The following is a 13,289-nucleotide window of genomic DNA, read 5'->3' as shown; positions in this document are numbered from 1 at the left end:
AGGTCGGCGCGGGCGGCTACACGCTCAAGGACGGCGACTCCGTCGTCTGGTGCTACTCGAAGTACGGCGACCCCGCGCCCGAGCAGGTTTCCGTCACGATGGAGATTATTGGCAAAAAGGCCGGGATGGCTCAGCGTTGGACGAGCCCGTCGACCCAGGTGTTTGTTAAGGGCACGTCGATCAAGGATGCCTCCGCTACCTATTTCGACGCCCTTGGCATCGAGTCCAAGATGTACGACCAATTCGGCTATTGGGGTGTCCATAGCCTCGTTTCTCCGCTTGATGGTACCGAGCTGTCCGGCGCTTGGTCGTTCTTTGTCAACGGCGTTCCTGGAACTCAACTCGATAACGACTACGTGCTTAAGTCGGGCGATAAGGTCGTTTGGGCTTACGCCCCTGGGGATACTTTGCCCGGTGTCGACAACGTTGTTCTTAATCCGAGCGCTGCACGCCCTAACTGGGATAGCGACTGGTCGGGCTTTACAAGTGCCGACAAGGTTACCGACGCACCTGTGCCCACTAAGGATGCAGATGAGAAATGGGTAAGCGAGCTTAAGACGCGTGCGGACGGCAATAAGGGTGTTTCCGATGCGTTGCTGATCGGTGACTATCTCTATGTGGCAGTTGGTTCTAAATTGCTCAAAAAGGATGTCGAGACGGGCAAGACCGTTCTAGAGTCACCTTTGGCTGCTGCAATTGATTCCACCTCACGCATGGTATATACCAATGGTGTTGTGCTTGTTCCGCTTTCAGGCGGTCGTCTTCAGGCCTTAACGGTTGATGTGCTTGCGACGGTTTGGGTTACCGATGGGTTGCCGGCCGGTCCCGATGGCGCGCAGCAGTCGCTTGCTTCTGTTTCGGTTCGCGATGGCTATGCCTATTTTGGTACCGCTTCGGCCGATTGGATTGACTCGAGTGACGGCTACCTGCTTTGTGTTCGTATTTCTGACGGTAAAGTCATGTGGCAGCACAAGAATGAAAACAGCAAGGGCTATTACTGGGCTGGCATGGCGTTCTCGGGCGACTATGGCGTTATCGCGGATGATTCAGGCACTGTCAGCACGGTTGATCCTTCGACTGGAAAGACCGTAGCAAAGCTTAAGATCGCCGATCGCGTTCGCGCGAACGTGCTTGTTGATGGGGCTACTGCTTACGTTGTGAGTGCCGATGGCACGCTCCATAAAATTGCTATCGCTAATGATGGGGCCCTTTCAGAACTGGGTAAAGTTACGTTTGGCAGCAGCTCGACCTCTACACCCGTGTTTGTCAACGGTAAGATTGTAGTTGGCGGCACGTCGATTGAGTCCTTTATGGGCGGTCCCCAAAACAGTCTTACGAGCCACTATGGTCAGCTTGCAATTATCGACGCCGATACGCTTACGGTCGATTATTCAATTTATAAGGCAGACGGTAACTTCATCCGCGAGGATTCTTCTGCAAGTGGTTTTACGGGCAGCGGCGATGTTAAGTCACAGCCTGTGGTTTCCATTCAAGATGGTCATACCTATGTATACTTTACGTCCAACAATAATCCTGGCGGCATTTATCGCTATCGCATAGGTGACGAAGAGGCTGAGCTGCTCTATAGACCGTCGGCCGAGAACCAGCAGTACTGCATGTCGTCGATTTCGGTCGGTTCTGATGGTTCACTCTACTACGCTAACGATTCGGGCAAGTTGTTCGCGATTAAGGGAAATGGCCAGAAGGTCAATCGCTATACTGTCTCGTTTGACGCAAATGGTGCAGATTCTATTGTGCTCGATTCCCAACGTATTAAGGCTGGTAAAACTGCTACGGAGCCTGCTGTAAAACCGCGTCGCAAGGGCTATACCTTCGGCGGTTGGTATACCGATGAGGCGTGCACGCAAGCGTATGACTTCAGTACGCCGGTGACGGCCGATCTGACGCTGTATGCCAAGTGGACCAAGAATGCCACCAATTCTGGTGACAATGGCGGTTCTGGCTCCAGCGGCGGCAGCGGTTCTGGTACTGGTACCGGCACGGGCACTGGTACGGGTTCCGGCGCTGGTTCCGGCTCTAAGGGCCCGCAGGCCGGCGGCGCTATCGCCCCGGGTCAGAAGCCGGTGACCAAGACGACGGTGTCGACCAAGACCGAGACCAAGGAAAACAAGTCCGACAAGAAGGGCTCCGATAAGTCCGACAAGAAGGATGAGAAGAAGTCTGAGAAGAAGGACAGCAAGTCCGACAAGAAGTCCGATTCCAAGTCCGATACGGGCGCTGCTTCCACGACCACTGCTAAGAAGTCCTCTGGTGCTTCCGAGCAGGAGACGGGCACCAACCCGCTCGCCATCGTTGGCATCGCCGCCGGCGTGATTGGCCTTGCGCTCATCGCCGTCTTCGTGCTGACCAAGCGCGGCAAGGGTGACGGTAATGCCCGATAAGCCCAAGGAGACCAACGGGCAACAGCCCGACTCCTCGTTTATCCAGCTCGATGATCCAAAGCAAAAGGGCGCCGCTTCGGCGGCGTCCGCTCCTCGACGGAAGGCGCTCCTTGGCGTTCTGACTGCCGCATGCGTCGTTCTGATCGTGGTCTCTCTGGGCTTTGTTCATCCCTCCGAGAGCGGTGCTTGGTCCATTGATTGGATCGTCCAGACCGTGGCGGGGGAGAGCATCGTCGCCAAGGATGGCAATGGGTCCGGCTCGACTGTCGCTTCGGGCAAGGCCGGGTCCAAGGATTCCAAATCTTCTGATGATACGAATGACGGGTCTAGGGGTTCTGACAAATCTGACTCCAAGAAAGATTCCGAGTCTTCGGACAAGGAATCGGACAAGAACTCGGATAGCAAGAAGTCCGGCGAAAAAGGAGCAGGAAATAAAAAGACTGACAACAGTCAGTCGGCTTCTCAGAATTCGGCAACGTCCGGTGGGCCTTCTGCCGTTCCTGATAACAGTAATGCCCCCTCGGGCAACCAGAGCGTCTCTCAGGAGTCTAGCTACGTTACCGTGACTGTCTCGGTTACTTCGAGCGCTGTGGGCAATCCTGTGTCCGCTGGTGGTACCTACACCTTTAATGAGGGAGCAACTGCCTACGACGCTCTCTGCGCGCTGGGTATTTCTATAAATGCGCGTGGCTCGTCGTTTGGCACTTATGTTGCCGCCATCGGTGGCCTGGCCGAGAAGGATGAAAACTATGGAAGCGGTAGCGGCTGGTGTTATTCCGTCAACGGCACAACGCCCATGACAGCCTGCAGCAACTACGTTCTCTCAAACGGCGACAACGTAGTCTGGTATTACGTTACAGGCTAGAGACCTCGACATAGCGCGCCAGACGGGCGGTTCGGACAAACATCCGGGCCGCCCGTTTTTAACGCGAATTGGACTGGGTCGCCGGGTCTCTCGGTAAACAAAAAACCGGTTGGAATGGGAATTCCAACCGGTTATACATTCAAGCAAATAGTGAATCGACTACGACCGTGCGCCCTCGAGGAAGAAGCGACGGCTAAAGTAGTTGTACCAGGTGACGAGAAACGTTGCGATGGCCTTCATGGCCTGGTAGCCGATGCTCAAAAACGTGACGCCCACAAACATGTACAGGTCGTTGAGACCCAGACCGATCACCGACAGGATGGTGAAGATCGTGAACTCGCGCTTGCGGCTCATGCCCTCGCGATGGTCGAACACGTACTTCATGCTGAGCCAGTAGTTAACCACGACGGACGTGGTAAACGAGACCGTGGTGCTCATCAAAAAGTCGAGGTGGAACAGCTCGACGAGCGCAATGAGCATGCCCCAGTCGATGCCAAAGGAGATAAGACCCACGACGGCGAACTTGAGGAACTGCTTGGTATGAGGTTGTGCCAGTGCCTTGCGCACGTAATCACATCCAATGCGTTGATGAATCGAGCAGAGGATACTTTAGAGCTTTTGCAAGGGAAACGTAAGGTCTTTGCCAAGAACTATACGAACTCGCCAAATATTCAAGAGGTAATCCGCAAACGTTGAAAATTTGCCCGTAAACGAACGATGCCCACGGGCGATACTGTGCTGAGCGCGCATTGTCCGTGGGCATCGTAAGGCTGTAAGGTTGCGAGTTACTTGGTCTCGTCGCCCTCCAGGAAGATCTTTCGGGTCACAAAGTTGTAGACCATGACAAGCGCGGTGGCGCAGATCTTGGCGATATTGGCCTCGAGTCCCAGGCCGGCGTTGAGTGTCAGCACGATACCGTCGTTGAGTGCCAAGCCGATTACGGACAGCACGACAAAGATGATGAACTCGCGGCGGCGGCTCATGCCTTCCTTGTGCGCAAACACGTACTTCATGCTTGCGAGGTAGTTAAAGATGAGTGAGATGATAAAGCCGCTGGTGTTGGCGATTAGGATGTTGAGGCCCAGACCGTAGTGGAGCAGATTCATAATGCCAAAGTCGATAACCGTGGCAATGACACCGACGACGCCAAATTTCATGATCTGCGCAAGGAGCTTTTGCATGGTACCTGCCTTAAGCTGGCGCCGAAGCGCCGCGGGGATGACAAACTCAGCAAGTTTAGCCAATCCCCGCGGGTGGTGCTAGGCGCGCTCCTCGATAGCACCGTTTCTATATGCATCGAGCAGCTGACGCAGGTCCTGGATCTGGCCGCGGATCTTGGCTCCCGAATCGGTGTCGCTCACCATGCGGCGACGGTCTGCTTGGTCGAAACGGTTGGTCTCGCTCTCGATGTCCACGTTGCGCGTGAGTGCCTCGGCAACCGTCGTAAAGGCCCGGTGCGACTTGAGGCGGCAGCCGCGCGAGCTCGAGATGAGCGTATAGCCGGCGATACCCGTCTTGGGATGGTAAGCGCGGCAGAAGCCGCCATCGATGACCAGCAGCTTGCCCTCGGCTCGGATAGGCTGCTCGCCTTTGGTCGTCTTGACGGGCGTATGGCCGTTGATGATGTGACCGGTCGGTGAACATGCCATGGGCGCGACGCCAAACTCGCGCATGATGTCGTCGCAGACCGAGGGCGACTTGGTAAGCGTAAAGTACGGGTCCATCGGCTCGACCCAGGTGCTCGTATCGACGATATAGGCGCGCTCAAAGGTACGCACCAGGCGTCCGCTGGCGGGTGAGTTAAAGCCAATCCACAGGTACCACATCCAGTCGAGAGCGTCGCGGTCGCCCACGCGCCAGGCGCGGCGGGCGATGTGATCGCAAAAATCGAGATAATCGCGGCCAGCGCGCCAGGTGCCCAGGCAGTTCATGCTGCTAAAGGTGCCGTCTTCGTTGAGCGGCACGCAGCCATGGAACAGCAGGTTGCCGTTGGCGACCTTGTACATCGAGCCGTGGGAATAGAGGAAATCGATATGGCGATGCAGGTGATCGGCGGTGACAAACTCGGACACGAGCTTGTCGATGATGTGCTGCTCCTGAGACGTGAGCGTATAGGGGTCCGCCGGGTCGACGGTGGGGAAGTCGTTGGTCGTGAGCGGCCACACGCTGCCGTCGGCGAGCGTGACCGTGCCGGTGTCGTGGTCGATCTTGTCGAGCAGCAGGCGGTCGGTCATGTCGAATTCGGGGTGACGCTGGATAATCTGGCCCTCGAGTTTAAAGAGCAGCACGTTGATGGCCTTGATCAGCGGGGTGATGGACTCACCGGCGGTGTAGGTGGCATCGGCAAAGGCAACAAGCTCACGCAGCGAGATGCCGTAGTCGTTCTCGAGGATCTCGTAGTTGTCGTAGCGTAGGTTGTTGCGCAATACCGTGGCGATGCAGGCGGGCTCACCGGCCGCAGCGCCCATCCACAGCAGGTCGTGGTTGCCCCACTGGATGTCGAGCGAATGGTAGGTGAGCAGGCGGTCCATAATCTTGGCCGCGCCGCCGCCGCGGTCGAAGATATCGCCCACCAGGTGCAGGTGGTCGACGGCCAGACGCTTGATGAGCGAAGCTAGCGACTCGATAAAGTCGTCGGCGCTGGCGGTCTCCAGGATGGACTCCACGATGCGCTCGTGATAGCGCACGCGATAGTTGTTCTCGTCCGGGTGCGTGTGCAACAGCTCGTCGATGATGTAGGCGTAGTCGCGCGGGATGGCCTTGCGCACCTTTGAGCGCGTGTAGCGGCTTGAAAGCGAGCGTGCGACCATGATGAGCTGGTCAAGCATCGTCCTGTACCAGGTGGGCGAGTCCTCGCGCCGGCTGCGGACCAGGTCGATCTTCTCGCGCGGATAGTAGATGAGCGTGCACAGCTCGCCCTTCTCGTCAAAGGAGAGCGTGTCGCCAAAGATCTCGTCGACATGCTCGCGCACGACGCCCGAGCAGTTGTTGAGGATGTGCATAAAGGCTTCGTACTCGCCGTGCACGTCGCTCATAAAATGCTCGGTGCCCTTTGGCAGATTGAGGATGGCCGAGAGATTGATAATCTCGGTAAACGCGGATTGTTCGGTGGGGAACTGTCTCGAAAGCAGGCGCAGATACTTGAAGTCTTGCGGGTTGCGATCGAATGCGACCATGAAACACCTTCCGATGGGGCTGGTAAAACTGATAAACAGCGTCAAACGTTTATCAGTATGCGCCGCTTTTGTTTCGATTTTGCGCCAGCGGCTGAATTGTCGGCTGAACGGTTTGGTAAATCGATTTAGTGAAGGTAGATATGGCGGTTGGGTGGAGACGATAGAGGGTGTTTTCTCAGATATTTATGCGTGGGGTCGGTGGAAACGATGGTGGTAAAGATGTTCGCTATTTTTGGTTCGATTTGGTAAATAGTGGACATATGTACCGTATGTAGGCTCACTGTGCGATAATTTGCGCAGCAATGAGTAAGGAGCCTCATATGAGTGATTTTGTCCTGACCTGTGAATCCGCCGCCGACCGAACTCGGGAGTTCTTTGCGTCGCGCAATATCCCTGTCGTGTGTTTTCATTACGAGATCGATGATGTTGTCTATACGGACGATCTGTATCAGTCGATTTCGCCGGACGAGTTTTTTGCCCAGATTGCCGCGGGCGCCATGCCCAAGACGTCTCAGGTGAGCGTGGGTGAGTACGAGGAGTTTTGGGAGCCGTTTGTTGCCGAGGGTAAAGACGTGCTGCACCTGACGTTGTCGTCGGGTATTTCGGGTACGTATGGATCGGCCTGCGTTGCGGCGCAGATGCTCGCGGATCGCTATCCCCAGGGCGGCAAGGTGCGCGTCATCGATTCGCTGGGGGCGTCTTCGGGCTTTGGCCTATTGCTGGAATATGCCGCCGACGTGCGCGATAGCGGCGCTTCGCTCGACGAGACGGCTGCTTGGATTGAGGAGCATAAACTCAACCTGCACCACTGGTTCTTCTCGACCGATCTGTCGAGCTACCTGCGCGGCGGTCGCATTTCGGCCGCGAGTGCAATCATCGGCACGGCGCTTAAGATTTGCCCACTTATGACGGTCGATTGCGAAGGTGGGCTGTCGCCACGTGAGAAGATTCGCACTAAGAAGCGCGCGATTTCCGAGATGGCTAAGACCATGATGGTACACGTGCAGGACGGTGCGGATTATTCGGGTAAGTGCGTCTTGTCCCATTCGGCGTGCCGTGAGGATGCCGAGGCCGTTGCGGCGCTGATTGAGGAACAAGTTCCGCAGCTCAAAGGCAAGATTGAGATCAACAATATCGGTGCTCTGATCGGTTCGCACACCGGACCTGGTACGGTGGCGCTCTTCTTTATGGGCGACAAGCGCGTGGATTAATTTGCCCCATCACGTCGCCGCATGATTGCTCAAACGAAAACGGCCCGCCTCACGTTTGTGGGGCGGGCCTTGCTGTTGGGGGTTAGTGTTTCTTTCCGCGGAAGAAGAAACCGTGCAGCGAGGGCTTGAGTCCGCGGTTGGCGCGACGCTCCTCGATATGATCGTGGATCGAAGCGACGCGCTCGATGACTTCGTCGGGGATCGGCACGTCGGGATTCATGTTCTCGACCTGGCTGACCTCGGCGGCGGCGACCTGGTCGATAATGGGCACATCGTCGTGCGAGATGACGGGCGTGGCGTCTTCCTTCATCTTGCGGTAGCGCTGCATCATGTCGGTCTGTAGCTGCTGGGCCGAAGGCGGTGTCCAGATGATGGCGTTGGCACCGGCGGCGATGGTCTCGCGGATGCTCTCGGGCGTCTTGCCGCCCGGTGCGATGAGCGGCAGGTTGGGATAGTGCTCGCGCAGTTCACGCAGGACCTGCGGCGTGTTCTTGCCGGCCGCGATGTTGAGGATCTTGGCTCCGGCGCGCACTTTGGCATGCGCATCATCGTCGCAACGTACGACCGTGGCGATGACGGGGATGTCGGCGATGTTGGTGATGTGCTCGACCATCTCGGCAGTGGCGGGGGAGTTGACCACGCAGCCCGCCGCGCCCTGCATCTCGGAGACGGCTGCCATCTGTACGGAGCGCTTACCGGTGGTGGTGCCACCACCAACGCCCACAAAGACCGGGCACTCGGCAACGGTCAGCAGCGCCTGCGTAATGGCGGGCTGCGGCGTGAAGGGGTAGACGGCAAACACGGCGTCGGCATTGGAGTTGCGGATGACCGCGACGTCGGTGGTGTAGATGAGCGACTTGATGCGGCGGCCAAAGAGCGTAAAGCCGCTGGCCTCCTCGATCTCGTCGGGCATGCGGAGGGCCGCCTTGCGCAGACGCCCGTCGATGGGCAGCGGCTCCATGGGGAGTAGTCCGTTGGGAGTTACGGCTACCTGGGGCTCGGTGAACTCGTCTGCGAGCTCGACCTCGGAGAAATCGACCGAGGCGACGATGTCCTCGTGAACCTCGGCGGGTACATCGATGGGAGCTTGGTCGTTTGTCGCGGCAGGCGTGTCGAAGGAGCTGGTGCCGACAAAGGCGTCGACGCGCTCGTTTAGGTCGTTGAGGGTATCCATGGATCCTCGATTCTATGCGATGGTGGTCGGCAGGGTGCCGGCAGCGTTGTGCTTGCTAAATCGTTTGACGAGTTGATTTTTCCCCGCCGCGCCATCCGTTAGACCGAAGGGCCGGCGAACGTGAAGGAGCTGTGGTGGCGGGTATTGAGGTGCTATCTTGAATGTCCCGTTTAAAAGAGAGGTGACGCGGTATGGATTTCACAGCAATGTTGGGCTCGATTGGCCTGTGTGTGGGCGCAATCGTAGCCGCCGCGGTCATCTACTTTGTGGTTACGGCCATTAAGGGCAAAAGAGCCGAGCGCAAGGAACGCGAGGCACTTAAGCAGCACCGTGACCAGCACGACAAGCACGCACGGAGATAGCTTGTTGAGTTGGTCCGTGCGCTAGCTGCGTTTTCGGACCAAGGCGATGTAGAAGCCCTCAAAGTCGCAGCTGGGCGGGATAGTGAGCGTGCCGGGCATGCCGTTGGTGATGGCCGATACCTGACCCGCGGCGATTGCCTCGGTGAGGGCGTTGGACTCGATGCACGGCTCCTCACCAGCTTCCTGGGCGCGGCGTGCTTCGCTTTCGCTCGGCGTGCCGTCGAGGGGGATGAGCTCGCAGTCCATGTGCTTGTCGAGGGCCTCTTGCAGGGCGTCCTCGTTTTCCTGCGGCATAATCGAACAGGTGGAATAGACGAGCGTGCCGCCCGGCTTGAGGGCTCCCATGGCGCGGTCCAGAAGTGCTCGCTGCGAACGGGCGCACTTGCCGAGCAACTGCTCGGTCAGGCCGCGCAGGCTCTTCTCGTTGCCGCTGATGACGGTGCCCGTGCCGGTGCAGGGGGCATCGAGCAGGATACGGTCAAAGCGGAAGAACTCGTCGAGCTCGCGTGCGTCGATGCGCATGACGGGCACGTTTTTGGCGCCTTGGCGGTGGAGGTTGGCTTCGAGCTTTTCGGCGCGGGGAATGCTCATCTCGCAGGCCGTGAGGTGCGCCTGTCCCTGCGTGAGGGCGGCAATCTGCGTCGTCTTGCCACCGGGGGCCGCGCACATATCCAGGATGTCCTCGCCGGCCTGAGCGCCCAGGACCAACGGCGGCATCATGGACGACAGACTCTGCAGATAGATTTTGCCGTCGCGGTAGATGTCGAGATCCCACAGATCGGAAACCTGGGCCTCGGGCAGGATGAAGGCGTCCGGATACCAGGTAACGGTTTGGTGCGCGATGCCGGCCTCGTCGAGTGCGGCGGCAATGTCCTTGGCGGTCGCCTTGAGCGTGTTGGCGCGCAGCGTGACCGGGCGCGTGGCGGCGGCACCGAAGCCCTCGATCATGAGCTGAGCATCGGCGGGTGCATAGGCGCCGGCGACCGTGTCGACCATAAAGCGCGGCAGGTCGGCGGCGGAGTGTTGGGCGGCAAGCTGGTCGGAAAGCTCGGTAGCGGCAAACTGCCTGAGCTTGAGCTCGGCCTTAACCTGCTTTTTTTGCTTACGACGACGCGGCTTGGACATCCGTCTTTCCTTCCCGTCCCAAATTGATTACTTTCCGGGCACGCCGCTACTGGCGTGCTTTAGTACTGGCTCTCGTGCTTGCTGAAGAAGTCGAAGCGCGGGGGCAGCGGCTTCACGCGGTGCTCGCCGGGCTTCTCGCCCAGGCTCTCCACAAACTCGTCCGTGGAGGCAAAGATGTTATCCCAGCTAAAGAAGGCGACCGGATCGACGTCGAAGTACTCGCAGATGAGCTCGCAGCCGGCCGGGACGATGCCGTGCATGAGCACGGTCGCCACGCGCAGCTCGGTAAAGGCGTCGACGAGGGCCTGCGTCATGGCGGCGTTGGCCTCGCTATCCTCGAGCTTGTTGGCGGCCTTGGAGGCGTCGCTCCAGCGCTTGTTGGCGGCACGCAGGTAGTCGTCGCACACGGCGAGCGCGCGGTGCGTCTCGAACTTGTACATGGCCTGCTCAAAGGCAAGGGCGGCCTGCTCGGCAGCCTCGACAACGGCGGCAGAGGCGGCACCGGCGGGGATGCAGCCGTTGCGATAGGGGCTCTCGTCGCCCTCCTTGACGGCGACGCCGTAGAAGCAGCTGCGGGCCAGGCGGTTGAACACGCCGGTCAAAAGGGCGCTCTCCTTAAGGGCCGGGTCGATAACGCGCTTGTCGTCGCAGGCACGCACCTCGTTGCCGTCCTTGTCCTTGCCGGTCACGCGGGTGTCGTATGCCTTGGGGCTAAAGCTCACCGGCTTCTCGGACAGGCCGAGCGACAGCCAATGCGCGCGCATCTGCTCGCAGGTGTAGTGGTTGAGCAGGTCGTCCGCCGGCGGGGGAGGCGTCTGCGAGGACGAGCTGGCCTTTTTGCCCATGTAGAGCAGGTGGTAGCAGGCGCTGACAGTGCTCTGCGTGAGGTTCCAGCCCAGGGCCTCCCACATGGCGGTCTGCGCGATGCAGTAGAAGTAGATGTTGTCCTGACCGATGAACTGGTAGATCTGAGCGTCGTCAGAGCACCACCAGTCGCGCCAGTCGAGCGAGCTGTGCTGGTAGGTGGGCGCGGGCACCTGCGTGGAGTCGGCAGCGGGCTCGCCCATGAGGGCGGCGTCCTGGGCGGCGACGCCCTCGGTCACGCCGGCGGCCTTGGCATCGCGTGCGAGCACGGTACGCGTATAGCTGATGGGCGCCCACAGGCTCTCGGGCCAGCACCAGCAGGTGACGTCGGAGACGCCGTCGACCTCGGGTACCGGAACGCCCCAGTCGATGTTGCCGGTGATGCGGAAGGGCACGAGCGCCTTGCCGCTGCGGAAGCGCACACCACCGTTGGCGAGCACTGCGTGGGCATCGTCGCGCTCCTTCCAGCTGGGGAAGGTGACGGTAAAGCTGCTCTTGTTGCCCTCGGGCTCCAGCACGGTGTGCTCGGGGAGCTGGTCCTCGACGGTATCGAAGGCCTCGCGGAACTTGTTCTGGATGTAGAGCTGAGCCGGCAGCAGCCACTCCTCCATGGTCTTGGAGACCACGGAGCGAACCTGCGGGTTCTGGGCGAGCTTGGCGGTGTAGGTCTTCATAAAGTCGAGGTAGGCCGGCAGGTCAAAGTAGAGATTGTCGACCGGGCGCAGCTCGGGCACCTCGCCGGTGAGCTGGCTCTTGGGCGCGATGAGCTCCTCGGGCTCAAACTGGTGGCCCAGATCGCACTCGTCGGCATAAGCCTTCTCGGACTTGCAGCCCTGGATGGGGCAGCGGCCGATGACCTGGCGGCCGTTGAGGAACGTGCCGGCCTTGGCATCGTAGAACTGCAGCGTGGAGCGCTTGGAGATGGTGCCCTGCTCGTGCAGGCGCTCGATAATCTCGGCAGTCACCTCGTTGTGGATCTGGGCCGCCGGCTCAAGGCCCGAGCCGCCGTAGATATCGCAGCTGATGTTGTAGTTGTTGAGGGTCGCGGCCTGGCGGGAGTGATTGGACTCGACATACTCGCCGACGGACTTGTCGTAGCCCTCGTTCTCCTTGAGCTTGCGGTAGCTCTCCATGATGGGCGAACCGTAGCAGTCGGTACCCGAGGTGAAGATGACGTTTTCGCGGCCCAGGCGGTCGCGCAGGAAGCGGGCGAAGAAGTCGGCCGGGACAAAGACGCCGCCGACGTGGCCAAAGTGCAGACCCTTGTTGCCGTAGGGCTCGCCGGCGGTAACGATGGCGCGGCGCGGCCAGCTGGGACGGTCGTTCATGGAGTATTTGGATGCCATGGGACTCCTTCGAATATAGGTAAGAGCGCGGCCGGGCACGGGGTTCGGCGGCGCGGTGGTCAATTCGTGCATATCGTTCGACATTATCGCACATGCGGGCGGGTGCGTGGCAGGGGCGCTATCCTAAGATGCTATGAATGAGATTTCCAACATACATGCGTTTGAGGACGAGGATTTTCTGCACGCTTGCTTCGTGTGGGGGATGGTCATGCTTGGCGTGTTTGCCGTGTGCCTGGTGCCGGTGTTTATGCTGCTGGGCGGACCCGCGGACTTGGATGTGGCGGACGTGGGCGGCTGGACGGCCGTCTTGGGCTGGATAGTCGGCTTGGCTGCGGTCTCGATGGCGTCGTTTGCCGTACACGAGCTGGTGCATGCGGTGTTCTTTAAGCTGTTTGCGCCTGCCGGTGCGCGCGTGACCTTTGGGGCGAACCTCGAGACATGCATGATCTATGCCTGCGCCGAGGGCGTTGTGTATTCGCGCCGGCGGTACATGGTCATTTGCCTGGCGCCGACGGTTGTTTTGACGGCGGCGTTTGCCTTGGGCTTTGCGTTTTCGGGCTATCCGCTGCTGTGCTACCTGGCGGCCGGCTTGCATTTGTCGGGCTGTGTGGGCGACTGGTATTACGTGCGGACCATTTTGCGCGACCGCTGCATTGTCGCCTGCGAGGACACGTCCTTTGGCGTTCGCTTTTTCGCAAGGTAGTCTTTTTGGGATGATTTTTCTGGGACGGGGATTAAAAAATCATTAGGTACGCAATGATTTT

11 protein-coding genes are annotated in these 13,289 nt (G+C 59.2%); 5 read left to right on the top strand and 6 right to left on the bottom strand.

Features of this window, described 5'->3' with window-relative positions:
• Window positions 1–2,402 (top strand): InlB B-repeat-containing protein (locus I2D57_RS00055; RefSeq protein WP_195361057.1); only part of this gene is annotated, 2,402 nt, incomplete at its 5' end.
• On the top strand, window positions 2,392–3,267 hold the full coding sequence (locus tag I2D57_RS00050) for a DUF4430 domain-containing protein (RefSeq protein ID WP_148332084.1): 876 nt from the start codon (window positions 2,392–2,394) through the stop codon (window positions 3,265–3,267). The genes I2D57_RS00055 and I2D57_RS00050, both read left to right, overlap by 11 nt.
• A gap of 159 nt (window positions 3,268–3,426) precedes the next feature.
• Here I2D57_RS00050 and I2D57_RS00045 read toward each other — a convergent pair whose 3' ends face one another.
• The 3 genes from I2D57_RS00045 to I2D57_RS00035 all read right to left on the bottom strand — a co-directional run bounded on the left by I2D57_RS00045 (window position 3,427) and on the right by I2D57_RS00035 (window position 6,443).
• A complete protein-coding gene (locus tag I2D57_RS00045) occupies window positions 3,427–3,834 on the bottom strand; it encodes a GtrA family protein (RefSeq protein ID WP_055250894.1) in 408 nt (135 codons plus the stop codon).
• 218 nt (window positions 3,835–4,052) lie between these two features.
• Window positions 4,053–4,448, bottom strand: a complete 396-nt coding sequence (locus tag I2D57_RS00040; protein ID WP_006235398.1) for a GtrA family protein — start codon at window positions 4,446–4,448, stop codon at window positions 4,053–4,055.
• A gap of 78 nt (window positions 4,449–4,526) precedes the next feature.
• Entirely contained in the window at window positions 4,527–6,443 is a 1,917-nt protein-coding gene (locus I2D57_RS00035) for a fructose-1,6-bisphosphatase (protein ID WP_195361056.1), read from the bottom strand.
• A gap of 320 nt (window positions 6,444–6,763) precedes the next feature.
• Here I2D57_RS00035 and I2D57_RS00030 point away from each other — a divergent pair, with 320 nt between their 5' ends.
• On the top strand, window positions 6,764–7,654 hold the full coding sequence (locus tag I2D57_RS00030; RefSeq protein WP_195361055.1) for a DegV family protein: 891 nt from the start codon (window positions 6,764–6,766) through the stop codon (window positions 7,652–7,654).
• Between the two features lie 82 nt (window positions 7,655–7,736).
• On the opposite strand, the gene I2D57_RS00025 is transcribed toward I2D57_RS00030, so the two are convergent.
• A complete protein-coding gene (locus I2D57_RS00025) occupies window positions 7,737–8,828 on the bottom strand; it encodes a beta/alpha barrel domain-containing protein (protein ID WP_195361054.1) in 1,092 nt (363 codons plus the stop codon).
• Between the two features lie 191 nt (window positions 8,829–9,019).
• Here I2D57_RS00025 and I2D57_RS00020 point away from each other — a divergent pair, with 191 nt between their 5' ends.
• A complete protein-coding gene (locus tag I2D57_RS00020; protein WP_195361053.1) occupies window positions 9,020–9,190 on the top strand; it encodes a hypothetical protein in 171 nt (56 codons plus the stop codon).
• 21 nt (window positions 9,191–9,211) lie between these two features.
• Here I2D57_RS00020 and I2D57_RS00015 read toward each other — a convergent pair whose 3' ends face one another.
• Both I2D57_RS00015 and I2D57_RS00010 read right to left on the bottom strand, forming a co-directional pair.
• A complete protein-coding gene (locus tag I2D57_RS00015; RefSeq protein WP_195361052.1) occupies window positions 9,212–10,315 on the bottom strand; it encodes an RsmB/NOP family class I SAM-dependent RNA methyltransferase in 1,104 nt (367 codons plus the stop codon).
• A gap of 59 nt (window positions 10,316–10,374) precedes the next feature.
• Entirely contained in the window at window positions 10,375–12,525 is a 2,151-nt protein-coding gene (locus tag I2D57_RS00010) for a class I tRNA ligase family protein (RefSeq protein ID WP_195361051.1), read from the bottom strand.
• Window positions 12,526–12,658: 133 nt separating this feature from the next.
• Between I2D57_RS00010 and I2D57_RS00005 the strand changes: the two genes are divergently transcribed.
• Window positions 12,659–13,228: a DUF3267 domain-containing protein gene (locus I2D57_RS00005; protein ID WP_195361050.1), complete on the top strand. Its 570-nt coding sequence runs from the start codon at window positions 12,659–12,661 to the stop codon at window positions 13,226–13,228.
• Window positions 13,229–13,289: the final 61 nt, after the last annotated feature.

The organism is Collinsella aerofaciens (genome assembly GCF_015553355.1).
Classification (GTDB): domain Bacteria; phylum Actinomycetota; class Coriobacteriia; order Coriobacteriales; family Coriobacteriaceae; genus Collinsella; species Collinsella aerofaciens_V.
This window is presented reverse-complemented; position numbering and strand designations above follow the sequence as displayed.